A 25521-nucleotide genomic window follows, 5' to 3' on the forward strand; every position below is an offset into this window, starting at 1 on the left:
ACCGCCCCATGGGACACAGGCGCCAGGCGAGCAGTCCGAAGCGCGGCTGGTGGGCTCGACTCGCCGATTGGATGAGAAACCCCGTATGAGTACGTACTGGCCCTGGTGGGCGGGCGCCATCGGGCTCGCTCTGGTCACCATCTACTACACCCTCACCACCGACCGGTCTTTCGGGATGTCGTCGGCGTGGGATCGCGTGTTGCACTGGCGCCGCGAACGCCGCCTCGAACGGATGGAGGAGGAGTTCACCGACGAGCGTGCGCTCGCCGACGCGCTTGCCGCGGCCACCGCGGAGCACTTCGGAACCGGCGCCGGCGCGCCCGTCGCGCCGCAGCTGCCGTACGGGGATTCACAGCCGCCGCCCCCGGACGGTGAACGGACGGCGCACGAGTCCCCCTCCGTCACGAACCAGCGGCCGGCCCCGCTGGTCACCCAGGCCGCCCTGTTGGTGTCGGTCTTCCTCGGCGGATTGATCGCCGCGTTCACTTCCGGACGGTTCCAGATCCGCTACGACATGGGTCCGGGTTTCCGGGACCTGATCACCGCCGATCCCGTCGCCATGATCGCCCTGCTGTTCCTGGGCGGCGTGCTGGTCGGTTTCGGCACTCGACTGGCCGGCGGGTGCAGCTCCGGCCACGGACTCAACGGCTGCGGCCGTCTACGCCCGGTCAGCATCGTCGCGACTGCCGTGTTCTTCGGCACCGCCGTCGGAGTGTCGTTCCTCCTGTGGAAGGTGATCTGATGCGTACCAGGGGCCGTACCAGGGGCGCGATTCTGCTGGCCAACGTCGTCACCGGGCTGGCTCTCGGCTACACCGTCGCCAACATCGGCTTCGGCGACTACGCCGAGCTGAACCGCATGTTCACCTTCCAGGACCTGCGCATGTTCCTCTCCTTCGCCGGCGCGGTCGCGATCATCGTGTGCGTGTTCGCTCTGCTGCGGGTCCCCCGCACCCCGGGGCGCATCCACGCCGGTGTGATCCCCGGAGCGGTGTTGTTCGGTACGGGCTGGGCGATCTCGGGCGGATGCCCGGCGATCCCGATCGTCCAGGTCGCCGGCGGATACCTGCCCGCCGTGGTCACCATCGTCGGCGTCGCCGTCGGCATCCGGCTGTGCCGCTGGGCCAATGCCCGGTACTTCCACCTCGACCGCGGCTCCTGCGGGCTGTAATCGGATACGAAGGCGGCCGCGGAGCCGCGGGACCGGCTCCGGCGGTCAGCTCTTCTTGCCGGCCGTTCCTCCGGGGGATCGTGTCGTCGTGGTGCGGCTGGTGTCGCGGGCGGAGGCGGGGGTGGGGGGCTGACGGTGGCGGGGGGTCGTGCGGCGGGGTGGGCGGGTCAGGGTGATCTGGCGTACGAGTTGCTGGAAGCAGGCCAGGGACGCCAGGCCCGGCAGGGCGGCCGCCGCGATGTCGACGATCGTCCTGGGCGCCTGGACGACGCACAGAAGCATCGCGATGGACGAGAAGATCAGCACCACGCACCAGGAGTGGACGGCGCGGCGCTGGTGCAGCGCGGCCCGCAGGACCGACAGCGACGCCACCAGCCAGGGCCCGTACACCAGGAGAGGCCACCACGACGCGAGGCCGTCCTCCATGCGGGCCAGGGCCACGACGCGGAGGGGTTCGTAGGCGACCATTCCGCCGAAGAAGCTCACCGAGGAGGCGATCACCGCGGTCAGCGCGGCGACGACATGACTGGCGGTCCGCAGGGCGTTCGGGCGCTTGCGTTCCCGGACCTTTCGATGGCGTCGGGAGACCTCCCTCAGCGGAGGCAGTTCCGCGGTGATCTGCTGCAGGTTCTCCAGGGGGGTGTTCGGGGTGTCCGGGGTGTCCGGGACGGGCTCGGCGGTGACCGGTGCCTCGTCCCGGACGGTGGGAGCAGTCGGACCGTGCTCCTGCCGGTGCTCCTGCATCGCGTCCTGGAGCATGAAGGCCAGTTCCTCGGCAGGGTCCCAGGCCTCGTCCGGCGGTACCAGAGGGGATGAGAAGAACTCCGTCGGAGCCCGGTGGCGGCCCGTGCCGGCCTCCCGGTATCCGTCCGGGTAGGGCGAGTGGTCCGAGAAGCCCGGGTGACCCGAGTGGCGCCAGGAATCCGGATCACCTGAATAGCCGGTCGAGTAGCTCGTGGAATTTACCGAACGGCGGTCGATACGTTCGTCATACATCACGCGGTCGGCTGTTCCGCTGCCGAGAAGGCGGACCTGGCCTCCGAACCGACCCAGCGGCAGGCGAGGTCGGCTTCCAGTGTGCTCATCGCGTTCAGGAAATCCCGCAGCAGGGGCTCGGTCACCTTCAGCGCGACCGGGCAATCGCCTCTGGTCAGGGTGCCGTTGACGGTGGCCGACGAGTGCACCGGGGCGGGAAGGTAGGTATAGGGACCCAGCGGCACCGCCCGTGCGGCGGCGCTCGTGCTCTCTCGCTCCCGCCCCACGAGCAGACCCCAGTACCCTTCCCTGGTTGTCTTGGTCATATCCCGACTAACGCCGTCCGACTTCCCCGGATGCGCGGCAAACGGGTGAAGGAATTCGACCGTTCGGGGCTGTGTCGCCGACGACTCGAACGGTGGCGTTGCGCTGATCGGGGGTAACCGCCCGCCATGGGCGAGATCCTGGTCGGTACGTGTTCGTGGACGGATCCGACGCTGGTGCGCAGTGGCTGGTATCCGGCGGGGTCACGCGGTGCCGAGGGCCGGCTGCGGTACTACGCCACGCGGTTCCCGGTCGTCGAGGCCGACTCCGGGTACTACGCCCTTCCCAGTGAGCGGAACAGCCGGCTCTGGGTCGAGCGGACTCCGGAGGACTTCGTCTTCGACGTGAAGGCGTTCTCGCTGCTCACCGGGCACCCGACCCGGCGCGGCGCGCTGCCCGAGGAGCTGCGCGGCACGTCGTACGACCCCCGCGACGCGAAGTCCCTCGACGCCGTGTGGGCGCGGTTCGCCGAGGGGATCGGGCCGTTGCGGCGCTGCGGACGGCTGGGCAGTGTGCTGTTCCAGTTCCCGCCGTGGTTCCGGCCGGGCGCGCGGGCCGAGGCGTTCCTGGCCCAGTGCGCCGAGCGGACCGCGAACTGGCCCGTCGCGGTGGAGTTCCGGCACCCCTCGTGGTGGCGGGAGGAACAGGCGGACGCGACCGCCGCGCTGCTGCGCCGGTACGACTTCACCGCCGTCGGCGTCGACATGGTGCGGACGCTGCCCTCCTCCATCCCGCCGGTCGTGCCCGTCACCTCACCGCGGCTGTCCGTCGTGCGCTTCCACGGGCGCAGCCCCGCATGGGGGACCGGGAGCAAGGAGGACCGGTTCCGGTACGAGTACGCCGGCCACGAGCTCGAGGAGTGGGTGCCGCGGCTGCGCTCCCTCGCCGGGCGCGTCGAGCGGCTCCACGTACTGTTCAACAACTGCTGCGGCGACGCGGCGGTCCGGGCCGCCGAGCGGATGCGCTCGCTGCTCGACGACCGGCGTCCCGCGTCCCGCGCTCCGCGTCCGGCTGACTAGCGCAGGATCCGAACCTTCCCCTCCGCGCTCACCTGATCGATCTCCGACACCCGCACCGTCGCCTTCATCGTCCACTCGCCGGCGATCGGGAGGTTGAGGGTGTCGGTGCCCCAGAAGCCGCCCCTCTTGGTGAGCTTCGCGTCGATCGGACCGATCTTCTGTGCGGGCAGGGACAGGGACAGGCGCAGCTCGGGGACGCTGCTCAGGCCGCCGTCGGGGCCGTAGACCACGGCCTCCACCGCGTTCTGGCCGACGCGGCCCGGCACCAGCGTGATCTGCACCGTGCCGCGGCCGCCCGGGGTGCCGACGTCGAACGGGATCATCGTGAGGGAGGCGCCCGGCGCCCCCGCCACGGGCGGGGCCTCGGCCGCCTCGGCGGCCACGCGGCCCGGGAGGGTGCTGACCAGCATCGTGGTGACGACCAGCACCGCGATGCCCACGGCGACCTCGGCCAGGACCGAGCGGCGCAGGGCACGGTGGTGGGCGTCGGACGCCGACGAGGGCGCGGATTCCCCCGCCCCGGGTTTCTCCGCCGGGGCTTTCTCCGCCCCGGGTTCCCCCGTCTCGGGAAGCCGCGTCCCGCCCGCCGGCTCCGGGATCCGCTCGTGTGCCACCGCCCGCGGCTTCCCGGCCCGTACGGCGGCCTCCTCGTCCACCGTCACCAGCCGCGCCGTCCAGCGCCGCGAGAGGCTCGCCACGGCCAGCATCAGCACCACCGCCACCAGCTTGACCAGCAGCAGCCGGCCGTACGTGGTGTCGGTGAGCGTGGCCCAGGAGCCGAGGCCGCGCCAGGACTGGTAGACCCCGGTGACCACGAGGACGGTGACGGCGCCGAAGGCGATCCGGGAGAAGCGGGCCACGGCCGCCGTCAGCGCGGGGCCGCCGCCGTCCGGGGAGACGTCCGGTCCACCGGCGTTCGAGTCGCCGTCCGGGGCCGCCGTCCGAGGCTCGTCCGCCGTCACCCGCTGCAGGATCGTGAGGAGGGCCGTCAGCCCGCCCAGCCAGACCCCCATCGCCAGCACGTGCAGCACCGAGGACGTCATCGCCACCGGGACCTGGATGCCGGCCGAGGCGTGCTCGGACGCCGCCAGTGTCAGCGCCAGGGCGAGGGCGAGCGCGGCGCCCGCCGCCAGGGTCGCGCGCGCGGGCTCCTGGCCCGGCCGGCGCCGGAAGAGCCGTACGAGGAAGACGGCCGTCGGCGCGAGCAGGGCCAGACGGGCCATCAGGACCAGGCCGGGGCGGCTGCTCAGGGTGCGGGAGACGGCCGCGAGGTCGAAGGCCGACGCCGGGCCGGTTCCGGTCTCGTAGGGAGCCCGCAGCACCAGCAGGACGAGTGTGGACGCCAGCGCCGCCCACCAGCTCGCGACCAGCGGCCTGCGCAGCGGGCGGGGGTCCGGCGGACGGCACAGCAGGGCGAAGGCGGCCGTGCCGATGAGCAGGGCGGCGGCGCCGTAGGCGGTGTAGCGGCCGAGGTCGTAGAGGCTGCCGGTCACGGGGTCCTGGTCGGGGCCCGTGTCGATCGCGGCAGGTGCCGGGGAGGGCTTTCCCACGGAGAAGGTGAAGGCGCCGGAGACCGGGTGGCTGTCCGCCGAGATCACCCGCCACGCCACGGTGAAGGTGCCCTCGCCCAACCCGTCCGGGAACGTCACCCGGGCCGTGTCCGACTGGCCCGGCGCATGCCTCGGTTGGCCCGTCCTCACCCGCCGGCCCTCGGGGTCGAACAGGCGGAAGGAGTCGTCGAGCAGAGCGACGGACTCGGAGTAGGTCAGCGTGATCGTGCGGGGCGCCGACTTCAGGACGCTTCCGTCGGCGGGGTCGGCCTTGCGCAGGGCCGCGTGGGCGAAGGCGGGAGCGGCCCCGCCGAGCAGGAGCAGGGCCAGTACGGCGCCGAGCAGCGTCAGCACCCGAAGTGGTCGCCGTACGGTCACGTCGCTTCTCCGTCTTGGAACTTGCCGGCTTCCGGAGAGGTACGGATGAAGACGGCGCCTTGCTCACCGGGATCGTGCGGGAAGACTATCTCGCGATACGAAAGGCCAGTTGGGCGCAGTACGGCCGTACGCGGCGCCGCGACACCCCCGCTCCGGTCGGGCGACGGGGAGAGTACGGAAACCTCGTCCGGCCGCGCCCCGCACCGCGGCGGGTGACCATCGGGACATGGACGTCGCTCTTCACCTCGCCCAGGACCCCGAGGCCGACGCGCTTCTCGGCCGCAGTCCGCTCGCCGCGCCGGTCGGGATGGTGCTGGACCGGCAGATCCCGGTGGAGTGGGCGTTCAAGGGGCCGGCGACGATCGTCCGGCGCATGGGCACCGACGACCTGACGCCCACGAGATCGTCGCCTTCGGGCCGGAGACCTTCGCCCGGCTCCTGTCGGACGAGCCGGCCGTGCACCACTGCCCTGGGCCATGGCCAAGCTGATCCAGCAGCTGTGCCACTACCTCGTCAAGCACTACGACGGCGATCCCGAGGCGATCCGGCGGGACGTCGACAGCGGGCGGGAACTGCTGCGGCGGCTGGAGGAGCTGCCCGGGTTCGGCAGGCAGAAGACGCAGATCCTCCTCGCGCTGCTCGGCAAGCAGCTCGGTGTGCGTCCGGTTGAGCCGGAGCACCTTGGACAGCAGCAGCGGGCCGAAGCTGGTGACGGTCGCCCGCAGCGGGACGCCGGGGCCCGTGCCGCCCAGGGCGTGGAACTCGGCGGGGAAGCCGGCCGGCGTCCACTGCTGATGCACCTCGGCGGTCCGCGAGCGGATCCGGTCGTTCGCCGCGCCCGGCTCCGAGATTCCGGACAGGTCACCTTTGACGTCCGCGAGGAAGACCGGCACGCCCTGCGCCGAGAGCTGCTCGGCGATCAGTTGCAGCGTCTTGGTCTTGCCGGTGCCGGTGGCGTCCGCGACCAGGCCGTGGCGGTTCAGCATCGGCAGGGGATGCGGATCCGCGCGTCGGGCAGGCAGTGGCCGTCCCGGATCAGGGCGCCCAGGTCCAGGGCGGGCCCGGCGAAGGCGTATCCGGAGGGGATCTCCAAGGCCTTCCGCGGGAGCGCCGGGGCGCTTCCCGGAGCCTCGCGAGCGGCGGCCCCGGACACGGTCTCGCTGTCACCCGTCTCAAGCCCCTGTTCCCGATTCGCCCGGGTTTGCTGCGGCTTTTCCAGCGTCGCACTCCGGCGGCCGGGCTGCGCCCGGAAGCTCTTGGCCGGTAGGCTTTCCGTGTGATCTTCAAGCGCATCGGAAACGGCCGGCCGTACCCCGACCACGGCCGGGAGAGCACCCGGCAGTGGGCGGACGTCGCGCCGCGCCCGATCCGCCTCGATCAGCTCGTGACCACCAAGCAGCAGCTCGACCTGGAGACCCTGCTCGCGGAGGACTCGACGTTCTACGGCGACCTCTTCGCGCACGTCGTGAAGTGGCAGGGCGACCTGTATCTGGAGGACGGCCTCCACCGCGCGGTGCGGGCGGCGCTCCAGCAGCGCCAGGTGCTGCACGCGCGCGTGCTCGAGCTGGACTGAGCCGTCCGGGTCGCCGTTCGGTAACGGCTTGGACCTTTTGGGTTCTCCTGCGCGGTATCGAATGATCATCTAGTAGGAATCACCGCTCACGCGCACTACGCTGCGCCCATGAGCATGCTGACTCCCCCCGGCATGGGCGGGAAGTACCGGATCACGGGGAACAAGTACCCGCGGATGCGCAGGCCTCGGAGGCACGGCAGGCTCGTGTTCCCCGCCGTCGCCTCCGTCGCGGTGCTCGGTGTGATCGGCTGGGGCACGCTGCAGCTCATCGACGTCTTCACCGGCAGCGGCAAGAAGGTCTCGGCGGTCGGCACCAAGGAGGACTGCTCGACGAAGACGGCGCCCGGGGCGAGCCCGTCGGCGGCGAACGCGGCCCGTACGCTGCCCAAGCCGGGCCAGATCACCGTCAACGTCCTCAACGCCACGCCCCGCAGCGGCCTGGCCAAGCAGACCGCGGACGAGCTGAAGAAGCGCGGCTTCCGCATCGGCCAGGTGGGCAACGCGTCCAAGGAGTTCGACAAGAAGGTCAAGGGCGCCGGGATTCTCCTCGGCCCGGCCTCCTCGCTGAACACCTCGCTGCCCGTCCTCGCCACCCAGCTCGCCGGCGCCGAGAGCCGTACCGACACCCGCAAGGGCGCGGAGGTCGACCTGATCATCGGCACGGGCTTCAAGGAGCTGACCCAGCAGGCGGCCGCCGAGAAGGCCCTGGCCGCCCTGAACGCCCCGCAGCCGACGGCGGACACGGCGAAGAAGAGCTGCTGAACGGCCGTACGGCTGCGTACGAAAAGCGCTCGGTCCCGAAAAGGGCGACCGAGCGCCGTACCGCTTCCCTGCTCGCGCAGACCGGACGGGCCCCGTGGCACCGGGACCCCGGGGCCTGCCCGGCGGATCATGCCGCAGACGCGGGGCCCGGCACTCCCCCAAGCTCTCCGAGCAGGGGCCCCAGCGGCGTTGTCGCCGGTTGCCGACTCCCCCGAGCTTCGGCTTCGCTCGCGCAGGGGGACCCATCGCCCCCGCTCACCCGGGCCGCTGGCCGACCGCCGATTCCCTGCGACTCGACCCGCCGGGCGGACCCTAGGACCCTAGTCCGCCGCCCCGTACATCCGGTCGCCCGCGTCTCCGAGGCCCGGGACGATGTAGCCCTGCTCGTTGAGGCGTTCGTCGACCGACGCCGTCACGACGGTCACCGGGGTTCCGGCCAGGTCGCGTTCCATGACCGCGACGCCCTCGGGGGCGGCCAGGAGCACCACCGCGGTCACGTCGTCGGCGCCGCGCTTGATCAGCTCCTGTATCGCCGCGACCAGCGTGCCGCCGGTGGCGAGCATCGGGTCGAGGACGTAGACCTGGCGGCCGGAGAGGTCCTCCGGCATGCGCGTGGCGTACGTCGAGGCCTGCAGCGTCTCCTCGTTGCGGATCATGCCCAGGAAGCCCACCTCGGCGGTAGGCAGCAGCCGGACCATGCCGTCCAGCATGCCGAGCCCGGCCCGCAGGATCGGCACCACCAGCGGGCGCGGACGGGCCAGCTTGACGCCGGTGGTCCGGGCGACCGGCGTGTCGATGTCGACCTGCTCGGTGCGCACGTCCCGCGTCGCCTCGTAGGCGAGCAGGGTGACCAGTTCGTCGGCGAGCCGGCGGAAGGTCGCGGAGTCGGTACGCCGGTCGCGCAGCGTGGTGAGCTTGTGGGCGACCAAGGGGTGGTCGACGACATGGAGACGCATGTGCCAACAGTAACCGGGCCCCCAATCCGTCCGCCCCCCTGCCGTCCCGCCCAGGGCACCCCGGCCGCACCCCCGCCACCGTGCACCGTTGTGGCATCAAGCCCTCGTCAGAGGGAAAGTGGGAGGGACGCACTGGGGTGGTGAATCAATGCCTGACCGGGAATCCCGCAAGAAACCGTCGCCGCGCGCGCAGCCGGAGACGGCGGACGCGCCGCGGACGGCGGACATGCCCGAGACCGACAGCGAGCGCCGGCGCCGCCGGGCCCGCTTCCTGCGCGACCTCGCCGAGGCCCGCGCCCTGCGCGACCGCGTCCAGCCCCGCCGCGCCAAGACCGCCCGGCTGCGGCGCGCCATGCGTATGCGCACGTTCCGCTGGTAGGCGGGACACGCGGGAACAACGACACCCGCGCGGACGCCCGGACGGTGGACGTGCGTGGACGCCGGGGGAAACCCGCGTACGATCCGGGTGCGGCGGCAACGACTGCGCTGATGAGTCCTCTGCCCGACGTACCGACGTACCGACGAAACCGCCGGACACAGGGAGGCGAAGACGTCCCCTGATGGCATTGTTTCTGCCACGATTCCGAGTGGGCGGGGCTCGGAGCCAAGCTCTCTCCGCCCAGAACCTCCGCCGGGGGGACCCCCAACCGGCACACCTATGACCAGTGGGAGAGTCACGGTGTACTTCGCCGCACTGCTCGCGCGCACCGAAGACGGGTGGGAAGCGAGCGACACAGAGCTCGACGACGTGGAGACGCTGTCCGACCTGGCCGACCTGGCCCGGGAAGCCTCGGCCGACGACGACACGGTGCTCGTCCTGATCGAGCAGGAGGACGCGTGGTTCGGCGTCGTCCGCGTGGACGGCGAGGACGACCCTCGTATCTACGTCTCCGACGCCGCCGCCGCTGCCCGCAGTTCGTACGGCGAGATCCTGCTCACCGACGAACTGCTCGGCCGGGAACCCGGCGACGACGGCCCCGACCTGGACTCCCTCGACCTCGACGGCACGGAGGACGGCGAACCGGCGTCCGTCGAGGACGACGAGGAGCCGTCGTCCGCCGAAGCCATCACCCACAGCCCGCTGGGCGACGGCGAGATCCTCGACGACCTGGGCGTCAGCGCGAAGGAGCTGCGCACCCTGGACGCGGAGGACGCGCTGAGCGCGATCGCCGACGCCCTGGGCGCCTCGGAGGTCCTGGAGACCGTCCGCTGACCGGGCCGGGCACCCCGGGCACGAGCAGGACGCCGGAGGCGGCCGGGGCCCCGGACCCGGTGCGCGACCGCTGGCGGGCCGCGATGCGGCTCGCCCTGGACGAGGCCGGGCAGGCCGTCCGGGGCGGGGACGTCCCCGTCGGCGCCGTCGTGCTGTCCGGCGACGGTACGACCGTGCTCGGCACCGGCCACAACGAGCGCGAGGCCACCGGCGACCCGACCGCCCACGCGGAGGTCCTCGCCATCCGGCGGGCCGCCGCGAAGACCGGGCAGTGGCGACTGTCGGGCTGCACGCTGGTGGTGACGCTGGAGCCGTGCACGATGTGCGCGGGCGCGATCGTCCTGTCCCGTGTCGACCGGGTGGTCTACGGCGCCCGCGACGAGAAGGCGGGTGCCGCCGGCTCCCTGTGGGACGTCGTACGGGACCGGCGGCTCAACCACCGGCCCGAGGTGATCGAGGGCGTGCTCGCCGACGAGTGCGCCGCGCTGCTCACCGACTTCTTCCGCGGCCGCTGAGCCCCGGGGTCCGCCGGACGGGAAACGGATTTCGGCCCGCGCCACCTGTGCTGTAAGGTCTCCCTCGGTAGCGTGTCCGAGCGGCCGAAGGAGCTCGCCTCGAAAGCGAGTGTGGCGCAAGTCACCGAGGGTTCAAATCCCTCCGCTACCGCTCGAGAAGGGCCCCGTCCGGTGGACGGGGCCCTTCGTGCGATCATCTACAGCGCTCGGCCCGGTACGGCTCTTCGGCAAGGCAGTCCCTCGACAGGGCAGTCGACGACAGGACAACCAGCGACAGGGGGAGACCGCGATGGCGATGAACGCCAAGAAGATCGTCGTCTATGTGCTCGTGGTCTTCGTGCTGTACGTGATCATCACAGATCCGAAGGGGGCTGCGGGCTACGTCCAGATAGGGTTCGAGGGCATCTCGGACGCCGCCAAGGCCATCGGCGAGTTCATGACGTGGGTCGCCGACGGAGGAAAGTGATGATCCGCCACCTGGTCCTGTTCAAGCTCGACGAGGGCGTCGAGCGCGACGACCCGCGCGTCGTGGCCGGCGTGGAGGCCTTCCGCGCCCTCGGCGGCCGGATCGACGAGCTGCGCTTCTGGGAGTGCGGCTGGAACGTCAGCGACCGGCCCATCGCCTACGACTTCGCGATCAACTCGGCGGTCGAGGACGCCGACGCCCTGCGCCGGTACCTGGAGCACCCGGCCCATCAGGCAGGCGTCGCCCTGTGGCGGGAATTCGCCACGTGGGTGATCGCCGACTACGAGTTCTGACGGCCACGGATTTCCCGGCCGCGCAGCCGTACGGCCGTATGGCTGCACGGCCGGTCCCGCACCGGAACGGTGCGGGACTTTTCCGCGTTTTATGACCTGATTCATCCCTCAACACGTGAGTATGTGGTGCTTGAACCCCATGCAGCTGTCTTGTGATGCTATGACCGCTTTTGCTGGATGAGTTGATCGATGAAGAGGTGGCGTTGACCGTGTCGGCCAGGACTGCGCCGCCCCCGGAGGGAGCTTCCGCCCAGGCGGCCGCCCCTGCCGCCGCCCCGCCCCCGGAGAAGCGGCGCGGCGCCGACACCCGGGCCCTCACCCAGGTGCTCTTCACCCAGTTGAAGGAGCTCGAACCGGGCTCAGCGGAGCACGCCCGCGTGCGAGGAGCGCTCATCGAGGCGAACCTCCCGCTCGTACGCTACGCCGCCGCCCGCTTCCGCTCCCGCAACGAGCCGATGGAGGACGTCGTCCAGGTCGGCACCATCGGGCTCATCAACGCCATCGACCGCTTCGACCCGGACCGGGGCGTGCAGTTCCCGACCTTCGCGATGCCGACGGTCGTCGGCGAGATCAAGCGCTACTTCCGCGACAACGTCCGCACCGTCCACGTCCCGCGCCGGCTGCACGAACTGTGGGTGCAGGTCAACAGCGCCACCGAGGACCTGACGACCGCCTTCGGCCGCTCCCCCACGACCGCCGAGATCGCCGAGCGGCTGCGCATCACCGAGGACGAGGTGCTCTCCTGCATCGAGGCGGGACGCTCGTACCACGCGACCTCCCTGGAGGCGGCCCAGGAGGGCGACGGGCTGCCCGGACTGCTGGACCGGCTCGGCTACGAGGACCCGGCCCTCGACGGCGTCGAACACCGCGACCTGGTCCGCCATCTCCTCGTCCAGCTCCCCGAACGGGAGCAGAGAATCCTGCTGCTGCGCTACTACAGCAATCTCACCCAGTCGCAGATCAGCGCGGAACTCGGCGTCTCCCAGATGCATGTCTCCCGGCTACTCGCACGTAGCTTCCAGCGGCTGCGATCCGCAAACAGGATCGAGGCGTAACCGGCACGGGCGAATCGCCCACCTGGGCGGTTCCCGACATCTTCGACCCGAAAAGCCGTCAGACCCCTTCTTTCCAGGGCCGATTCGCTTCTCACATGTCGACAAGTCCCTACAGCGCGTTGCCGACATGTGACATTCTGCGGGAAGCGCGTTTGCCGTGGCTTCGGCTCCGGTATCTCAGGTGAGGGCTGCGTTCTTCTCTTCGGAGGGCGCGGCCGCGACCGTCCCGCGACCCAAAGGGGGTGGCATGTCCGCAGAACAGGGCAGCTCCAAGGTGCTGACGCTCACGAAGAGCGAGACGCCCTCCCCGGCGCTCGAGCCGATCGACGCCCTCGACGATGTGGCGGCCCTCGAGGCCGCTCCCGCCACGGCTCTTCCGGCCACGGCCTCGCCGGCCTCGGAGACCATCGACACCCGCACCCTGTCCCGCTCCCTGTTCCTGCGGCTCGCCGCACTCGACGAGGACAGCCCCGAGCGTGCCTACGTCCGGGACACCCTGATCGAGCTCAACCTCCCGCTGGTCCGCTACGCGGCCGCCCGCTTCCGCTCCCGCAACGAGCCGATGGAGGACATCGTCCAGGTCGGCACGATCGGCCTGATCAAGGCGATCGACCGCTTCGACTGCGAGCGTGGTGTGGAGTTCCCGACCTTCGCGATGCCGACGGTCGTGGGCGAGATCAAGCGCTTCTTCCGCGACACGTCGTGGTCGGTGCGGGTGCCCAGGCGCCTGCAGGAGCTGCGCCTGGCCCTGACGAAGGCGTCCGACGAGCTCTCCCAGAAGCTCGACCGCTCCCCGACGGTCACCGAACTGGCCACCGTCCTCGGTGTGTCGGAGGAGGACGTGGTCGACGGCCTGGCGGTGGGCAACGCCTACACCGCCTCCTCGCTGGACTCCCCGGCCCCCGAGGACGACGGCGGCGAGGGCTCCCTGGCGGACCGCCTCGGCTACGAGGACACGGCGCTGGAGGGCGTGGAGTACCGCGAGTCGCTCAAGCCCCTGCTGGCCAAGCTGCCGCCCCGCGAGCGGCGGATCATCATGCTGCGCTTCTTCGCCAACATGACCCAGTCGCAGATCGGCGAGGAGGTCGGCATCTCGCAGATGCACGTCTCACGGCTGCTGACGCGGACTCTCGCACAGCTGCGGGAGGGGCTCATCTCGGACTGATCCGTTCGGGTCGGCCCTTCCCCGTCGACGGGTTGTCAGCCACCATGGCGCGCTGCCATGGTGGCTGATTTCTCATGCTCCTGATCGCCCTACCTGAGCGCGAGCCAGGCGACGGCCGCGACGATCGCCACGGCGACGACGACACCGACGATCAGGCCGACGCGCGGGCCCGAGGAGGCCTGCTGCTGCCTGCCCTGGGGAGCCTCGTCGACGAACGCGCGGAACATCTGGGTGCTGCCGGCGGGGTCGTAGTTGCCCTGGGGGCCCTGGGTGTTAGCCATGGCCCGAGACCCTAGCGAAGACGCTGGGCGCTGCCCAAGCGGGGGTGGTCCTGCCCTCGCTTGGTACGCACCGGAGTTGGCGTGACCGGCCCTGGGGCTGCCGCCCCCAGACCCCCGCTGTCGGCCTGGACGGCCTCGTCCTCAAGCTCCCCCAAGCTCTTCGAGCAGGGCCCCCAGACAGGCTGATTGCACCGGTCTGGGCTGAATGGTGATCGTCGGTGGCCCTCGCGTCCGCCATCACCTGCGGGTTTACGTCCGCCAATACTTGCCTTTGCCAAGTTTTTGCGCCGCCGACCCCCAATTTGTTTGCCTACAGCAACCAACCACTCTTATCGTTGCCCAAAGCAACGAATACGGGAGGTGTGATGGCTGAGCAGGCGCAGTACGAAGAGCTGGCGCGTCAGCTCAGTGCCGTCGGAGTCGTGAAACGGGGCATGGGGCGGATCCTGCCGCCCGACTGCCCGGCCGGCTCGGCCGGCGTGCTGACCCTGCTCGGCCGCCACGGGGACATGCGCATGAGCAAGCTCGCCGAGCTGCTCTCCGTGGACATGTCGGTGACCAGCCGGCATGCCGCGCACCTCGCCGAGCGCGGCTGGATCGAGCGGTTCCCGGACCCCGCGGACAAGCGTTCGCGCATCCTGCGCCTGACGCCCGCCGGGGTGAACCTGCTCGACGAGCTGTACCGGCGGACCACCCACCTGCTCGCCGAGCGGCTGAGCGACTGGACCGACGACGAGGTCGGCCAGCTCATCCGGCTGATGACACGCCTGCGCGCCAGCTTCGGCGAATGCCGGTCCACCGCGAACCGGCTCCCCACACCTCTGGGACCTGGGTCCTAGTCACCAAGACCACCCGTACACCCGCAAACACGTAAGAAAAAGGAAGCCCATGGCAACGACCACACCAGCCGGTGTGCGGGCCCACGCCAAACACGGGGGAGGCTCCTCCAGCGACGCTCCGATGACGCACCGGCAGATCATGGAGGCGCTCTCCGGGCTGATGCTCGGCATGTTCGTGGCGATCCTGTCGTCCACGATCGTCTCCAACGCGCTGCCGCAGATCATCGGTGACCTCGGGGGCGGCCAGTCCGCCTACACCTGGGTGGTCACCGCCGCCCTGCTGTCGATGACCGCGGCCACTCCCCTGTGGGGCAAGCTCGCCGACCTCTACAGCAAGAAGGCGCTCGTCCAGATAGCGCTCGTCATCTTCGTCCTGGCGTCGGCCTGCGCGGGCCTGTCGCACAACCCGGGCATGCTGATCGCCTGCCGCGTGGTGCAGGGCATCGGCAGCGGCGGTCTGGCCGCCCTCGCCCAGATCATCATGGCCGCGATGATCTCCCCGCGGGAGCGCGGCCGGTACTCCGGTTACATCGGTGCCACCTTCGCCGTGGCCACCGTCGGCGGCCCGCTGCTCGGCGGTGTCATCACCGACACCTCCTGGCTCGGCTGGCGCTGGTGCTTCTACGTCGGCGTGCCCTTCGCGGTGATCGCGCTGATCGTCCTGCAGAAGACCCTGGACCTGCCCGTGGCCAAGCGGGAGGTCAAGGTCGACTGGACCGGCGCGTTCCTGATCTCCGCCGCGGTGTCGCTGCTGCTGGTCTGGGTCACCTTCGCCGGTGACAAGTACGACTGGCTGTCGTGGCAGACGTACACGATGGTCGCCGGTTCGGTCGTCCTCGGTGCGCTGTTCGTGCTCGTCGAGGCCAGGGCGAGCGAGCCGATCATCCCGCTGCGGCTGTTCCGCAACCGCACCATCACGCTGGCCTCGCTCGCCTCCCTGTTCGTCGGTATCGCGATGTTCAGCGGGACCGTGTTCTTCAGCCAGTACTTCCAGCTGGCCCGTGACAAGTCCCCGACCATGTCGGGCGTCCTGACCATCCCGATGATCGGCGGTCTGTTCGTCTCCTCCACCGTCTCCGGTCTGCTCATCACCCGTACCGGGCGCTGGAAGAGCTGGCTGGTCGGCGGTGGTGTGCTGGTGACGGCGGGACTGGGTCTGCTCGGCACCATCCGGTACGACACGGACTACTGGAAGACGGCCGTCTTCATGGCGCTGCTGGGCCTCGGCATCGGCATGATGATGCAGAACCTGGTGCTGTGCACGCAGAACCAGGTGGCGCCGAGCGACCTCGGCGCGGCCAGCTCTACGGTCACCTTCTTCCGCTCCCTGGGCGGTGCGGTCGGCGTCTCCGCGCTGGGCGCGGTGATGGCCCACCGGATCACCGAGTACGTCAAGGACGGTGTGGCCGGCCTTCCCCCGAAGTACGCGGCCGCCCTGTCCGGTTCCGGCTCGGCGAGCGACAGCATCCCGGACATGGACGCGCTGCCCAAGCCGCTGCGCACGGTCATGGAGAGCGCCTACGGGCACGGCATCGCCGACATCTTCCTGATCGCCGCCGCGCTGGCCGCGGTCGCCTTCCTGATCTCGCTGTTCATCAAGGAGGTCCCGCTGCGGACCCAGGGCGCGCTGGCGCAGGCCGCCGAGGAGGAGACCACGCCGGTGGGCCCGGCCGCGGCCCCGGTGGTGGCCGAGGCCCGGTCCCCGCAGCCCGCGGCCGTCGCCGCGGAGACGCCCGGTGCCGGGGAGGTGCCCGGTCCCGTCGGGGAGCGGGTGCCCAGCTGGGCGGTGGCCGCCTCCACCGAGGCCGGCCCCGAGGGCACGCCGCGGCCGGCCGCGCTCGCCACGGCGGCGCCCGGTGAGTCGGCCGCCGGGTACGGCGGCGGGCTCCCGGTGCACGGCTTCGTCCGGGGCGCCGAGGGCGCGCCGGTGCCGCAGGCCGCGGTCACGCTGATCTCGCTGGCGGGCCGCCAGCTGGGCCGGTCGGTCGCGCAGGCCGACGGTGCCTACGCGGTGGACGCGCCGGGCGCGGGATCGTACGTCCTGATCGCCTCCGCCGACGGCTTCCAGCCGCAGGCTTCCACGATCGTGGTGAACGGCGAGCCGGTGGCGTACGACATCCTGCTCAGCGGCACCAGCGGACTGAACGGTGTGGTCCGGGCCGCTCAGAGCGGGCTGCCGGTGAAGGACGCGATGGTCGTCGTCACCGATGTGCGCGGCGATCTGCTGGCCACCGGGACCACCGGTGAGCAGGGCGAGTTCTCCTTCGCCGAGCTGGTGCCGGGAGCCGTGACCGTCGCGGTGAACGCCGCCGGGTACCGACCGCGGGCGCTGCCGGTCGAGGTGGCCGGCAGCGGGGTCACCCGGGTCGAGATCGACCTGGACGCCGGCGCCCGGCTCCAGGGTGTGGTCCGCGCCCCGCACGGCCCGCTGGCCGACGCCCGCGTGACGCTGGTCGACGCGGTGGGCAACGTGGTCGGCACGGCCACCACCGGCCCCGACGGGGCGTACGCCTTCACCGACCTGGGCAGCGGCGAGTACACCGTCATCGCGACGGGCTACCCGCCGGTGGCGACGGCCCTGACGGTCACCGGCCGCGGCGTCGACGCCCACGACATCGAACTCGCTCACCCCGGCGAGTAGTTCGAACCCCGGCCCGTGGTGGGACGCTTCCCGAGCGGCGGAGCGTCCGGTCACGGGCCGGTCATTTTACGACCATTTTGTGATGCTTTGCAGGGAGAAAACGGGATGGGACTGACCGCGAGGATCCGTACCCGGGACGGATGGGCCGTGTCGCACGCGGTCGTCACGGTGACCGACATGACCGGCACGCAGGTGCTGCGGGCCGAGGCCGACGCGGAGGGCGCCGTACGGCACGCGACCGCGCTGGCGCCGGGGGCGTACACGGTCATCGTCACGGCGGTCGGGTACGCGCCCGCCGCCTCCAGCGCGATCGTCACCGCGAGCGGGCGGGCCGAGGTCGGCACGGTGACGCTGGCCCGGCAGGGCGGCAGCGAGCTGCCGCCACCGGGACCGTGGACCATCGACCCGGCGCACTCCTCGGTCGCCGCGGTCGCCCAGCACCTGGGGATCTCCAGCGTGCACGGCCGGTTCACGGACTTCGCCGGCACCATCGAGATCGCCCCGGACGACGTCTCCGAATCCAGGGTGGAGGCGGTCATCCGCGCCGGCTCCATCGACACCGGCAACGGGACGCGCGACAGCCATCTGAAGTCCCCGGACTTCCTGGACGTCGAGCGGCACCCGCGGATCATCTACCGCTCCACCGGCCTGACCGCCGCCGGCCCGGACCGCTGGACGGTCCACGGCGAGCTGGGCATGCGCGGCGTGGTCCGCCCGGTCGACCTCGACCTCGCCTACCTCGGCACCGGCGCCGACCCGTGGGGCGGCACCCGCGCCGCCTTCCGCGCGACGGCACAGCTGCGCCGCGAGGACTTCGCCATGAACTACAACCAGATCCTCCAGGCCGGCATCGCCGCCATCGGCACGACCCTGAGGGTGGAGCTGGACATCCAGGCGGTCCAGGGCACGGTGCTCCCGGCGGCGTGACCCGCCGGAAGCACCCTCACTGGGTGTTGTGCGCGTCGACGAGCCGGCGGGCGAGGTCCCGCAGCTTGATGTTCTCCCGCTGCGAGGCGCGCACGAGGCTGTCGAAGGCTTCCGCCGCGTCGATGTTCAGCCGCTCCATGAGGATGCCGGTGGCCTGGCCGATCAGGTCCCTGGTGCGCATCGCCTCGGTGAGCTGCTCGCGCACGGTCACCGAGTCCAGGGCGAGGCTGACGTGCGCGGTGAACAGCCGGCCGATGCGTGTCGCGGCGTCGTCGAAGGCGCGCGGCTTGCGGGAGTAGGCGGTGAGCACGGTCAGCCGCCGCTTGTCGGCGCGCAGCCGCAGGGCGAGCGCCGAACGCAGCCCCAGGCCGGCCAGCGACTCCCCGCCGTCCTCGGCCTCGCTGTCCGCCACGCGCACGACGGGCGCCTGCCACAGGTGCTCCCAGTACGGCGCCTGACGACGGTCGCCGCCGGAGTCCTCGGCGGTGCGTACGACCTCGTCGGTCCAGGCGACCGTACGGCGGTGGCGGCCGCGTTCCAGTACGGAGATCCCCGAGTGCTCGGCGCCCGGCAGCAGACGCACGGCGAGCTGGACCGCCGCGCGCATGGTGCTGTGCGGGGTGACCGTGTCGTGCAGTTGCCGAGCCGCCACCGTCAGGGCTTCGGCCAGCTCGAAATCCCCCGAAAAACGGGGCGATTCGGAAAAATCGGACGCAGGCACCACGAACCTCTTCGGCATGCACGGCCATACGGCCATGCGCAGGAGAGCTCCGCAGCACATTCCCGACTGCGAGCACAGGACGGACAGAACTTTATATCGTCCGTGCTCGGAGGTTTCCGCCTGGTGGACACTTGGGCTCCGGCCTCTTCGAGACGTACGGACGTCCGCCTTCTGTCAGGTGAGTGCCGTGACCCGCTTCCCGAGCCCGTGTCAGCCGCGGGCCACCATCGCCTCGATGCCCGCGACCAGCAGATCGAGGGCGAAGGCGAAGTCGCGGTCCAGCATCTCCGCGACCGTGTCGCCGCCGCGGGCCGCCATGAAGGTCACGGACTCCTGGAGCACCTCGGCGGCGTCCGGAGCCTGGGTCGCGGCGCTCAGCGCATGCCGGAAGTAGTCGTCCGGGGCCATCCCCGCGTCGGCACAGCGGGCCACGAAATGGCCCTCGATCGTGCCGTAGCCGTACACGAACTGGAAGACGGCCGCGATCGCCCCCGTCAGGCGCCGCTCGGGCAGCCCGGTGCGGCGGACGACCCGCTGCACCGTGCCCGAGAAGGCGAGCGAGTTCGGGCCGATGTTGAGGAACGTCCCGGCGAGCGGCGACAGCCAGGGGTGGCGCACCAGCAGCCCCCGGTACTCGGTGGCGAGCCGGCGCATCTGGTCGCGCCAGTCCGCGTCGACGTCCGGGGCGGGCAGCCGCAGCTCGCCGAAGGCGGCGTCGAGGGCGAGTTCGAGCAGGTCGTCCTTGGTGTCGACGTACCAGTACAGGGACATCGCCGTCACGTTCAGCTCGGTGGCGAGCCGGCGCATGGAGAACTTCGCCGGCCCCTCCGCGTCCAACAGCCGCACCGTGACCTCGGTGATCCGCTCCCGGCCGAGCCCGGAGGACGGCTGCCCGCCGCCGCGCCCGCCCCGGCGCGCCTTGCCCTCCAGCCAGACGCTGGTCCGCGCCGCGCCCTTGGCCCGGGCTGCCTTCACCATGCCGTACCTTCCTGAGCATTCCGACGCCGGTCATGAGTCTGCCCGCTCAGCCCCGCCCGGCAACGCGGTCGTACGAGAGAGGCGGTACCCAGGCGGGTACCGCCTCTCTCCCCGGTGAACCGTCAGTCGCTCGTCTTCCGCGTGAGGTCGTAGAAGGTGGCCGGACCGACCGTCACCTTCCTGAAGTTCTCCTCGACCCGCGAGGTGGTCCGCGAGGCGGTGCCGGTGCCGCCGCCCAGGCCGCCTCTCCCCATGCCTCCGCCGGCGATGAAGCAGTGGATCCTTCCTTCCGTCACGTCTGCCCGGAACTGCGCCGGCGTCGTCACGGTGCCGATCACCGCGCAGACCACGGCGATCAGCACCACGGACGCGACGACGAGCCGGGTCCGCAGGGTGCGCGGCTGACGCGGACGCGGCCGTCGCCGCCCGCTCATGGCACGGCGGGCTTGATCAGGTAACCGGCGCCGCGCCTGGTGTGGATCATCGGCTCGCGGCCGGCGTCGATCTTCCGGCGCAGGTACGAGATGTAGAGCTCGACGACGTTGGCCTGCCCGCCGAAGTCGTACGACCACACCCGGTCCAGGATCTGCGCCTTGCTGAGCACGCGCCGTGGATTGCGCATGAGGAAGCGCAGCAGCTCGAACTCGGTGGCGGTGAGGTGGATGCCGTCCCCGCCCCGGAAGACCTCGTGGCTGTCCTCGTCGAGGGTGAGGTCGCCGACGACGAGCACGGAGTCGGGCCGCCGGTCGGCGGCACCGGAGCGGCGGATCAGCCCGCGCAGCCGTGCCACGACCTCCTCCAGGCTGAACGGCTTGGTGACGTAGTCGTCCCCGCCGGCGGTGAGCCCGGCGATTCTGTCCTCGACGGCGTCCTTGGCGGTCAGGAAGAGGACGGGCACGTCGGGGAGCTCGCGGCGCAGCCGCCCCAGGACGGCGAGTCCGTCCATGTCGGGCGGCATCATGTCCAGGACGACGGCGTCGGGCCGGAACTCGCGCGCGGTCCGGACGGCACCCTGCCCGTCCCCCGCGCTGCGGACCTGCCAGCCCTCGTAGCGCAGGGTCATGGACAGCAGTTCGGTGATCGACAACTCGTCGTCCACCACAAGCACCCGGACGGGGCTCCCGTCCGGCCTCAGCAGTTCGGTGCGCCCCCGGGGCGAGGTCGTGGTCATGGTGGACACCGTGTCGGGGTCCTCTGAGAGCGCGCTTTCAACCGTCTGTGATTCCCCTGAGATTCCCCTGAGAAAGCCACAGGCGGCTCTCGGGGAACGCCTGGAAAGCGCGTGGCTCACGGCGGGGTGTGGCTCACGACAGCCCGAACAGCCGCGCCCCGTTGTCATGGCACACCGCGCGCAGCCAGTCGTCGCCGAGGTCCAGACGCTCCAGGGCGTGCAGCTGATGGACATAGGGGTAGGGGATGTTGGGGAAGTCCGAGCCGAGCAGGATCCGGTCGGCGAGGCCGGCCAGCCGGGGCAGGGCGTGCCGGGGGAACGGGGCGAGCCGTTCACTGAAGTCGGTGAACGCCATGGTCGTGTCGAGCCGCACCTCCTCGTACCGCTCGGCCAGGTCGAGGAAGTCCTCGTACTCCGTCATGCCCATGTGGGCGACGACCAGCCGCAGCCGCGGGTGCCGGGCGAGCACCCGCCCGACCGGCTCCGGCCCGGTGTGCTTGCCGGGCGCCGGCCCGGACCCGCAGTGGATCACGACGGGAACCTCCGCCTCGGCGAGCAACCCCCAGGTTTCGTCGAGGAGTTCGTCGGCGGGATCGTACGCCCCGACCTGGACGTGCGCCTTGAACACCCGGGCGCCCGCCTCGAGGGCCTGCCGGACGTACGCGTGCACGTCCGGCTCCGGGAAGAGAGTCGAGGTGTGCAGACAGTCGGGCGTGCGGCGGGCGAAGCCGGCCGCCCAGCCGTTGAGCCAGCGGGCCATGCCCGGCTTGTGCGGGTACAGCATGGCGGTGAAGGCCCGCACCCCGAACTCCCGCAGCCGCGCGACCCGTTGTTCCTCCTCCTCCCGGTAGGTGATGGGCCACTCGATGCCGCCGGTGAGCGCGCCGAGTCCGTCGAAGTAGTCCCAGACCTTGCGCAGTACCCGCTCGGGCATGAAATGGGTGTGGACGTCGACGAGCCCGGGCAGCCCGAGCCGCTCCTGGAACCGCCGGACCTCGGCGGTCTCCGGCGCAGGGATCATGGACGGCGGCTGATCACTCATGCGCCCACGATCGTCCCGGGAGGTGCACGGCGTCCAGCCCCCTCCTCCCGGCACCTCAGAACAACCCGTCCTGCACCCCCGTCGGCTCCCGGAACTCCCGCACCGGCACGGTGAACCCCACGCCCCTCGCGGGCCGGAGCCCCCAGCCGGTCATCAGCCGTGTATCGAGCACGACGACCCCGCCGTCCGTCACCAGGTGCAGATCGGGCCCGGCGGCGGCGACCAGCTCACCGCTCACCACTGAGCCCGCGACGAGCTCGGTCACCTCGCCCACGGCGGCCGGCAGACCGGCCAGCCCGAACACCCCGGCGTGATCGACGGGCCGGAACGGCTCCGGCTCCAGCGACTCCGGCCAGCCGCCGAGCGCGGTCGCCCGCCCGTGCAGCTCCCCGATCTCGGCGGCCCGCTCCGTCGCGGTGGCCGGCAGGGCGGACCGTACGGCGCGCTTCTTGGCGTACGGAATCCGGTCGGGGACCCGGAGCGCGGCACGCAGCAGCTCTTCGGTGCGGCGTGCCGCCATGAGCGGCCCCGCCCCGAGCCGGCTGAAACAGACGGCACCCTGCTCAAGCAGCCGCGCGGACCCCCGCTCGACGGCCGTGATCCCGACCTTGACCATGCCGGGCCCGAACCACGCCAGATATACGTGGTACGGCCGCGGGTCGTCCGCGATCGTGTCGGCGGCCACGGAGTGCGCCCGCTCCAGCCGCGCGCACTCCTCGCACCGCGCCCCCGTACTCCGCCCCGGCACGACCGCCCGGACCGGACACGCATGCCCCCGCGCTCCCGCACATGTCCGCACTCCCCCTTCCGCGACCTCGAAGGCCACCCGTTTCCCCCGGTGCAGCGCACTCGACCGCCCGCCGTCCCACACCAGCAAGGGACCGTCCGCCGGCCACCGCAGCCCCGAGCACCTCCACACCCGCGCCATCACGTCCGAGAGTACGAGCCACCACTGACAACGCGGATTCGTCCGCGCTCCCGCCGGAGCCCGGAAGTACCGTGGTGGGTGCGAAGGGCAACGCCCCGGAAGTTGGTGAGCGCGATGCCCGAACGGGCCCAGGCACTACTTCGCCTGTTGAGGAACTACGCGACCGTCGCGCCCGCCGACCTGCCCGAGGAGCTGCGGCGCGAGTACGAATCGCTGCACATCAGCCGTCTGAACATCTACCTCGCCGACCTCCAGCAGAACGTGCTGGTGTCGGTACCGGACGCCCGCTTCGAGGCCCCGCGCACGGTCCCCATCGACGGCACCCTGGCCGGCTGGGCGTACCGGACACTCTCACCTCGCATCACCGAAGACGACATGACCGACGGGCTGATCCTGTGGCTGCCCCTGCTGGACGGAGTGGAGCGGTTGGGCGTCGTCTCCGTCCAGGCCCCGTCCTTCGACGCCGCCACCTTGGAGACCTGCCGCGCCCTGGTGTCCTTGATCGCCCTGATAACGGTCGACAAGGCCGCCTACAGCGACGCCTACATCATGCGGCAGCGCCTGTCGCCGATGGCGCTGCCCTCCGAGATGGTCTGGGCGTTTCTCGCCCCGCGGACCATCGGTACCGACCGGTTCACCTCCAGCGCCGTGTTGGAGCCCGCCTACGATCTGGGCGGCGACGCCTTCGACCACTCCACCCTCGACCACACCCTGCACCTCGGCATCTTCGATTCCATGGGCCACGACCTGGCTGCCGGACTCACCACCTCCGTGGCTCTCGCCGCCTGCCGCACCGCCCGCCGCAGGGGCGTGGGCCTCGCCGGCATCGCCGCCACCATCGACGAAGCGGTGCACGAGGTCTTTCCCGACCGCTACGTCACCGCCGTCCTGGCGAACCTGCAGACCGGCACCGGCAGGCTGGAGTGGGTCAACTGCGGCCACCCCGCACCAATGCTCATCCGCGGCGACGAGGTGCTGCGCGACGCGCTGCAGGGGGAGCCGGAACCGCCGCTCGGCCTGAGCGACATGTGCTCCGGCACGGCACGCCGCGTGCAACGATTCCAGCTGGAGCCCGGTGACAGGATCCTGCTCTACACCGACGGGGTCACCGAGGCTCGCTCGCCGAGTGGGGTCCGCTTCGGCGAGGAACGCTTCACCGACTTCAATCATCCGCGCCATAACCGCCGGCGACCTGGCCCCCGAAGCGCTGCGCCGCCTGATCCACACGATCCTCGACCACCACGGCGGCCGGCTCGACGACGCGACCATCGTGCTCTCGGAGTGGCACCCCCTCCCTCAGGTACAGGGCATGCCCCAGGCCTGAGACGCACCTCCGGAACGCCAGAGGCCCCGGATCTCTCCGGGGCCTCTTACCTGTGTGCACTCGGCAGGATTCGAACCTGCAACCTTCTGATCCGTAGTCAGATGCTCTATCCGTTAAGCTACGAGTGCCTGTTCTGTTTTTCTGCCTTCGCTCTCGGCCCTTCCGGGCCGCTCGCGGCGACAGGAAGAACATTACATGACTGCCGCCGTCATGTGAAATCCATTCCCCGCACCCCTTGTGACCTGGGGAAGTATGGTCGGAGACGGACGGGAACACCGAAGCCCCGGTCGGGAGGACCGGGGCTTCGGCGATCACGCGCGGAGGCGGAGGGATTTGAACCCTCGATGGGCTTTAAGACCCAAACCGCATTAGCAGTGCGGCGCCATAGACCGGACTAGGCGACGCCTCCAGCACAACCGCTCGCGCGAGTGCGTGAGTGGTGCGTGCAGATGATGACACAGTCGCGTGGGGTGTCACCAATCGCCCCCCACGGTACTAGGCAGGCAGGGTCCAGGGCAAAGTCCTTGCCGTGGCGTCGGGCGTGGTGCCGGTGGAGCGGCGCAAGGAGCGCAACTTCCTGGGGGCCGTCGCGTTGGTCCGGGCATGATGCAGGTCTCCTCCCTTCCGCCGCGGCGCACCGCCGTCCTGCGTGCGCTTCTCCTCGGCGTCTCCGCCTCTCTCGCCGGTCTCGCGTCTCTCTCCGCCGTGCCCGCCGCCGCCTCGTCCGCCGTGCCTCCGCCCGTGCGGGGCGAGGGCCGGGGCGGCGATCACCTCACCGTCACCGTGCGGCACACGGGTGGGCGCGGGGACGGGACGTACGAGCTGTACTGCCACCCCGCCGGCGGCAGTCACCCGGATGCGCGGGGCGCCTGTGACGTGCTCGACCGGAACACGCGCTGGGGACGGGAGGTCTTCGCGCCCGTGCCGGACGGCAGCCTCTGCACCATGCAGTACGGCGGGCCGGCCACCGCCCACGTCACCGGGACCTGGGCCGGGCGGCCCGTCGACGCGTACTACGACCGCGGCGACGGCTGCCGGATCGACCGCTGGAACCGGCTCGTGCCGCTCCTGCCCGACCTCGGTGCGCCGGGGAGATCCGGGGGGCGGTAGAGATCTCGCGAAGGTCGTGTGCGGCGAAACCGTACGGTCACAGGTTCGACGTCACTTCCTCGTGCGACCTCCCTCTCATCCGGCGTCGCGGGCGCAACGTCTGCGCATAGACTCCCTCGCGTGACACGTTGCGGGCCGGTTGGCA

General features: G+C 71.2%; 26 protein-coding genes, 3 tRNA genes and 4 pseudogenes. 19 read left to right on the forward strand and 14 right to left on the reverse strand.

What is annotated here, in order from left to right; genetic code table 11:
- Nucleotides 1–85: 85 nt before the first annotated feature.
- The gene (locus ACX25U_RS17125; RefSeq protein ID WP_454393036.1) at nt 86–742 is read left to right on the forward strand and encodes a YeeE/YedE family protein; all 657 of its coding nucleotides are present in this window, start codon (nt 86–88) and stop codon (nt 740–742) included.
- Nucleotides 742–1170 carry a YeeE/YedE thiosulfate transporter family protein gene (locus ACX25U_RS17130; RefSeq protein ID WP_454393038.1) on the forward strand — a complete coding sequence of 143 codons (429 nt, stop codon included), beginning with the start codon at nt 742–744 and terminating at the stop codon, nt 1168–1170. Before ACX25U_RS17125 ends, ACX25U_RS17130 begins: the two co-directional genes overlap by 1 nt.
- A 45-nt stretch (nt 1171–1215) precedes the next feature.
- On the opposite strand, the gene ACX25U_RS17135 is transcribed toward ACX25U_RS17130, so the two are convergent.
- Both ACX25U_RS17135 and ACX25U_RS17140 read right to left on the reverse strand, forming a co-directional pair.
- Nucleotides 1216–2166 (reverse strand): DUF2637 domain-containing protein, encoded by a 951-nt coding sequence (locus tag ACX25U_RS17135; protein ID WP_454393040.1) that lies wholly within the window; start codon nt 2164–2166, stop codon nt 1216–1218.
- Nucleotides 2166–2471, reverse strand: a complete 306-nt coding sequence (locus ACX25U_RS17140; RefSeq protein WP_454393042.1) for a hypothetical protein — start codon at nt 2469–2471, stop codon at nt 2166–2168. Before ACX25U_RS17140 ends, ACX25U_RS17135 begins: the two co-directional genes overlap by 1 nt.
- A 126-nt stretch (nt 2472–2597) precedes the next feature.
- Between ACX25U_RS17140 and ACX25U_RS17145 the strand changes: the two genes are divergently transcribed.
- Nucleotides 2598–3488 (forward strand): DUF72 domain-containing protein, encoded by an 891-nt coding sequence (locus ACX25U_RS17145; protein ID WP_454393044.1) that lies wholly within the window; start codon nt 2598–2600, stop codon nt 3486–3488.
- Here the strand turns inward: ACX25U_RS17145 and ACX25U_RS17150 are convergent.
- Entirely contained in the window at nt 3485–5416 is a 1932-nt protein-coding gene (locus tag ACX25U_RS17150; protein WP_454393046.1) for a copper resistance CopC/CopD family protein, read from the reverse strand. The genes ACX25U_RS17145 and ACX25U_RS17150 overlap by 4 nt on opposite strands.
- 226 nt (nt 5417–5642) lie before the next feature.
- Here ACX25U_RS17150 and ACX25U_RS17155 point away from each other — a divergent pair.
- Nucleotides 5643–6081: pseudogene (locus ACX25U_RS17155) on the forward strand (HhH-GPD-type base excision DNA repair protein); the annotation flags it as partial.
- On the opposite strand, the pseudogene ACX25U_RS17160 reads toward ACX25U_RS17155, so the two are convergent.
- Nucleotides 6061–6569, reverse strand: a pseudogene (locus ACX25U_RS17160) (helicase HerA-like domain-containing protein); the annotation flags it as partial. The pseudogenes ACX25U_RS17155 and ACX25U_RS17160 overlap by 21 nt on opposite strands.
- A 123-nt stretch (nt 6570–6692) precedes the next feature.
- Between ACX25U_RS17160 and ACX25U_RS17165 the strand changes: the two are divergent.
- Complete coding sequence (locus ACX25U_RS17165; protein ID WP_053759397.1) at nt 6693–6989, forward strand: type II toxin-antitoxin system VapB family antitoxin; 297 nt, start codon at nt 6693–6695, stop codon at nt 6987–6989.
- 132 nt (nt 6990–7121) lie between these two features.
- Nucleotides 7122–7751, forward strand: a complete 630-nt coding sequence (locus tag ACX25U_RS17170) for a LytR C-terminal domain-containing protein (RefSeq protein WP_454394329.1) — start codon at nt 7122–7124, stop codon at nt 7749–7751.
- A 320-nt stretch (nt 7752–8071) separates the two neighbouring features.
- On the opposite strand, the gene upp is transcribed toward ACX25U_RS17170, so the two are convergent.
- Nucleotides 8072–8707: a uracil phosphoribosyltransferase gene (upp, locus tag ACX25U_RS17175; protein WP_454393048.1), complete on the reverse strand. Its 636-nt coding sequence runs from the start codon at nt 8705–8707 to the stop codon at nt 8072–8074.
- A 148-nt stretch (nt 8708–8855) separates the two neighbouring features.
- On the opposite strand from upp, the gene ACX25U_RS17180 reads away from it, so the two are divergent.
- The 8 genes from ACX25U_RS17180 to ACX25U_RS17215 all read left to right on the forward strand — a co-directional run bounded on the left by ACX25U_RS17180 (nt 8856) and on the right by ACX25U_RS17215 (nt 13414).
- Nucleotides 8856–9086: a hypothetical protein gene (locus ACX25U_RS17180; protein WP_454393050.1), complete on the forward strand. Its 231-nt coding sequence runs from the start codon at nt 8856–8858 to the stop codon at nt 9084–9086.
- A 300-nt stretch (nt 9087–9386) separates the two neighbouring features.
- A complete protein-coding gene (locus tag ACX25U_RS17185; RefSeq protein WP_454394331.1) occupies nt 9387–9920 on the forward strand; it encodes a tRNA adenosine deaminase-associated protein in 534 nt (177 codons plus the stop codon).
- Between the two features lie 83 nt (nt 9921–10003).
- Complete coding sequence (gene tadA, locus ACX25U_RS17190) at nt 10004–10435, forward strand: tRNA adenosine(34) deaminase TadA (RefSeq protein WP_454394332.1); 432 nt, start codon at nt 10004–10006, stop codon at nt 10433–10435.
- Nucleotides 10436–10501: 66 nt separating this feature from the next.
- Nucleotides 10502–10586: transfer RNA gene (locus ACX25U_RS17195), tRNA-Ser, on the forward strand.
- A 138-nt stretch (nt 10587–10724) separates the two neighbouring features.
- Nucleotides 10725–10901: a hypothetical protein gene (locus ACX25U_RS17200; RefSeq protein ID WP_454393052.1), complete on the forward strand. Its 177-nt coding sequence runs from the start codon at nt 10725–10727 to the stop codon at nt 10899–10901.
- A complete protein-coding gene (locus ACX25U_RS17205) occupies nt 10901–11194 on the forward strand; it encodes a Dabb family protein (protein WP_454393054.1) in 294 nt (97 codons plus the stop codon). The genes ACX25U_RS17200 and ACX25U_RS17205 overlap by 1 nt, the downstream gene beginning before the upstream one ends.
- A 170-nt stretch (nt 11195–11364) precedes the next feature.
- The gene (locus ACX25U_RS17210) at nt 11365–12249 is read left to right on the forward strand and encodes an RNA polymerase sigma factor SigF (protein WP_454393056.1); all 885 of its coding nucleotides are present in this window, start codon (nt 11365–11367) and stop codon (nt 12247–12249) included.
- Nucleotides 12250–12496: 247 nt separating this feature from the next.
- Nucleotides 12497–13414, forward strand: a complete 918-nt coding sequence (locus ACX25U_RS17215) for an RNA polymerase sigma factor SigF (RefSeq protein WP_454393058.1) — start codon at nt 12497–12499, stop codon at nt 13412–13414.
- A gap of 89 nt (nt 13415–13503) precedes the next feature.
- Here the strand turns inward: ACX25U_RS17215 and ACX25U_RS17220 are convergent, their stop codons facing one another.
- Nucleotides 13504–13695: a hypothetical protein gene (locus tag ACX25U_RS17220; RefSeq protein ID WP_454393060.1), complete on the reverse strand. Its 192-nt coding sequence runs from the start codon at nt 13693–13695 to the stop codon at nt 13504–13506.
- 365 nt (nt 13696–14060) lie between these two features.
- Here ACX25U_RS17220 and ACX25U_RS17225 point away from each other — a divergent pair, with 365 nt between their 5' ends.
- The 3 genes from ACX25U_RS17225 to ACX25U_RS17235 all read left to right on the forward strand — a co-directional run bounded on the left by ACX25U_RS17225 (nt 14061) and on the right by ACX25U_RS17235 (nt 18102).
- Nucleotides 14061–14534: a MarR family winged helix-turn-helix transcriptional regulator gene (locus ACX25U_RS17225; RefSeq protein WP_454393062.1), complete on the forward strand. Its 474-nt coding sequence runs from the start codon at nt 14061–14063 to the stop codon at nt 14532–14534.
- Nucleotides 14535–14655: 121 nt separating this feature from the next.
- On the forward strand, nt 14656–17175 hold the full coding sequence (locus tag ACX25U_RS17230; RefSeq protein ID WP_458633815.1) for an MFS transporter: 2520 nt from the start codon (nt 14656–14658) through the stop codon (nt 17173–17175).
- A 105-nt stretch (nt 17176–17280) separates the two neighbouring features.
- Nucleotides 17281–18102 carry a YceI family protein gene (locus ACX25U_RS17235; RefSeq protein ID WP_454393066.1) on the forward strand — a complete coding sequence of 274 codons (822 nt, stop codon included), beginning with the start codon at nt 17281–17283 and terminating at the stop codon, nt 18100–18102.
- A 16-nt stretch (nt 18103–18118) separates the two neighbouring features.
- Here the strand turns inward: ACX25U_RS17235 and ACX25U_RS17240 are convergent, their stop codons facing one another.
- From ACX25U_RS17240 to ACX25U_RS17265, 6 genes and pseudogenes are all read right to left on the reverse strand, one after another.
- Nucleotides 18119–18841 carry a GAF and ANTAR domain-containing protein gene (locus tag ACX25U_RS17240; protein ID WP_454394334.1) on the reverse strand — a complete coding sequence of 241 codons (723 nt, stop codon included), beginning with the start codon at nt 18839–18841 and terminating at the stop codon, nt 18119–18121.
- A 192-nt stretch (nt 18842–19033) separates the two neighbouring features.
- Nucleotides 19034–19801, reverse strand: coding sequence for a TetR/AcrR family transcriptional regulator (locus tag ACX25U_RS17245; RefSeq protein WP_454393068.1), 768 nt, complete (start codon nt 19799–19801; stop codon nt 19034–19036).
- A 122-nt stretch (nt 19802–19923) separates the two neighbouring features.
- Nucleotides 19924–20121 (reverse strand): annotated as a pseudogene (locus tag ACX25U_RS17250) (hypothetical protein); the annotation flags it as partial.
- A gap of 110 nt (nt 20122–20231) precedes the next feature.
- Nucleotides 20232–20972, reverse strand: coding sequence for a response regulator transcription factor (locus tag ACX25U_RS17255; RefSeq protein ID WP_454393070.1), 741 nt, complete (start codon nt 20970–20972; stop codon nt 20232–20234).
- Nucleotides 20973–21105: 133 nt separating this feature from the next.
- Nucleotides 21106–22014, reverse strand: a complete 909-nt coding sequence (locus ACX25U_RS17260) for an amidohydrolase family protein (RefSeq protein ID WP_454393072.1) — start codon at nt 22012–22014, stop codon at nt 21106–21108.
- Between the two features lie 55 nt (nt 22015–22069).
- Nucleotides 22070–22942, reverse strand: a complete 873-nt coding sequence (locus ACX25U_RS17265) for a DUF2797 domain-containing protein (RefSeq protein WP_454393074.1) — start codon at nt 22940–22942, stop codon at nt 22070–22072.
- Nucleotides 22943–23677: 735 nt separating this feature from the next.
- Here ACX25U_RS17265 and ACX25U_RS17270 point away from each other — a divergent pair.
- Nucleotides 23678–24058 (forward strand): annotated as a pseudogene (locus tag ACX25U_RS17270) (PP2C family protein-serine/threonine phosphatase); the annotation flags it as partial.
- A 263-nt stretch (nt 24059–24321) separates the two neighbouring features.
- On the opposite strand, the gene ACX25U_RS17275 reads toward ACX25U_RS17270, so the two are convergent.
- Together ACX25U_RS17275 and ACX25U_RS17280 are read right to left on the reverse strand one after the other, a co-directional pair.
- Nucleotides 24322–24394, reverse strand: a tRNA-Arg gene (locus ACX25U_RS17275).
- A gap of 190 nt (nt 24395–24584) precedes the next feature.
- Nucleotides 24585–24675, reverse strand: a tRNA-Ser gene (locus ACX25U_RS17280).
- A 194-nt stretch (nt 24676–24869) separates the two neighbouring features.
- On the opposite strand from ACX25U_RS17280, the gene ACX25U_RS17285 reads away from it, so the two are divergent.
- Complete coding sequence (locus ACX25U_RS17285; RefSeq protein WP_454393076.1) at nt 24870–25376, forward strand: SSI family serine proteinase inhibitor; 507 nt, start codon at nt 24870–24872, stop codon at nt 25374–25376.
- The last annotated feature ends 145 nt before the right edge of the window (nt 25377–25521 follow it).

The organism is Streptomyces sp. JNUCC 63, assembly GCF_054366325.1.

Bases quoted from the DNA above. Each gene is read 5' to 3' on its own strand.
- ACX25U_RS17125 (WP_454393036.1), top strand. From the start codon at position 86: ATGAGTACGTACTGGCCCTGGTGGGCGGGCGCCATCGGGCTCGCTCTG.
- ACX25U_RS17130 (WP_454393038.1), top strand. From the start codon at position 742: ATGCGTACCAGGGGCCGTACCAGGGGCGCGATTCTGCTGGCCAACGTC.
- ACX25U_RS17135 (WP_454393040.1), bottom strand. From the start codon at position 2,166: ATGTATGACGAACGTATCGACCGCCGTTCGGTAAATTCCACGAGCTAC.
- ACX25U_RS17140 (WP_454393042.1), bottom strand. From the start codon at position 2,471: ATGACCAAGACAACCAGGGAAGGGTACTGGGGTCTGCTCGTGGGGCGG.
- ACX25U_RS17145 (WP_454393044.1), top strand. From the start codon at position 2,598: ATGGGCGAGATCCTGGTCGGTACGTGTTCGTGGACGGATCCGACGCTG.
- ACX25U_RS17170 (WP_454394329.1), top strand. From the start codon at position 7,122: ATGGGCGGGAAGTACCGGATCACGGGGAACAAGTACCCGCGGATGCGC.
- upp (WP_454393048.1), bottom strand. From the start codon at position 8,707: ATGCGTCTCCATGTCGTCGACCACCCCTTGGTCGCCCACAAGCTCACC.
- ACX25U_RS17180 (WP_454393050.1), top strand. From the start codon at position 8,856: ATGCCTGACCGGGAATCCCGCAAGAAACCGTCGCCGCGCGCGCAGCCG.
- tadA (WP_454394332.1), top strand. From the start codon at position 10,004: ATGCGGCTCGCCCTGGACGAGGCCGGGCAGGCCGTCCGGGGCGGGGAC.
- ACX25U_RS17200 (WP_454393052.1), top strand. From the start codon at position 10,725: ATGGCGATGAACGCCAAGAAGATCGTCGTCTATGTGCTCGTGGTCTTC.
- ACX25U_RS17205 (WP_454393054.1), top strand. From the start codon at position 10,901: ATGATCCGCCACCTGGTCCTGTTCAAGCTCGACGAGGGCGTCGAGCGC.
- ACX25U_RS17215 (WP_454393058.1), top strand. From the start codon at position 12,497: ATGTCCGCAGAACAGGGCAGCTCCAAGGTGCTGACGCTCACGAAGAGC.
- ACX25U_RS17220 (WP_454393060.1), bottom strand. From the start codon at position 13,695: ATGGCTAACACCCAGGGCCCCCAGGGCAACTACGACCCCGCCGGCAGC.
- ACX25U_RS17225 (WP_454393062.1), top strand. From the start codon at position 14,061: ATGGCTGAGCAGGCGCAGTACGAAGAGCTGGCGCGTCAGCTCAGTGCC.
- ACX25U_RS17230 (WP_458633815.1), top strand. From the start codon at position 14,656: ATGACGCACCGGCAGATCATGGAGGCGCTCTCCGGGCTGATGCTCGGC.
- ACX25U_RS17235 (WP_454393066.1), top strand. From the start codon at position 17,281: ATGGGACTGACCGCGAGGATCCGTACCCGGGACGGATGGGCCGTGTCG.
- ACX25U_RS17240 (WP_454394334.1), bottom strand. From the start codon at position 18,841: ATGCCGAAGAGGTTCGTGGTGCCTGCGTCCGATTTTTCCGAATCGCCC.
- ACX25U_RS17245 (WP_454393068.1), bottom strand. From the start codon at position 19,801: ATGGTGAAGGCAGCCCGGGCCAAGGGCGCGGCGCGGACCAGCGTCTGG.
- ACX25U_RS17255 (WP_454393070.1), bottom strand. From the start codon at position 20,972: ATGACCACGACCTCGCCCCGGGGGCGCACCGAACTGCTGAGGCCGGAC.
- ACX25U_RS17260 (WP_454393072.1), bottom strand. From the start codon at position 22,014: ATGAGTGATCAGCCGCCGTCCATGATCCCTGCGCCGGAGACCGCCGAG.
- ACX25U_RS17265 (WP_454393074.1), bottom strand. From the start codon at position 22,942: ATGGCGCGGGTGTGGAGGTGCTCGGGGCTGCGGTGGCCGGCGGACGGT.
- ACX25U_RS17285 (WP_454393076.1), top strand. From the start codon at position 24,870: ATGATGCAGGTCTCCTCCCTTCCGCCGCGGCGCACCGCCGTCCTGCGT.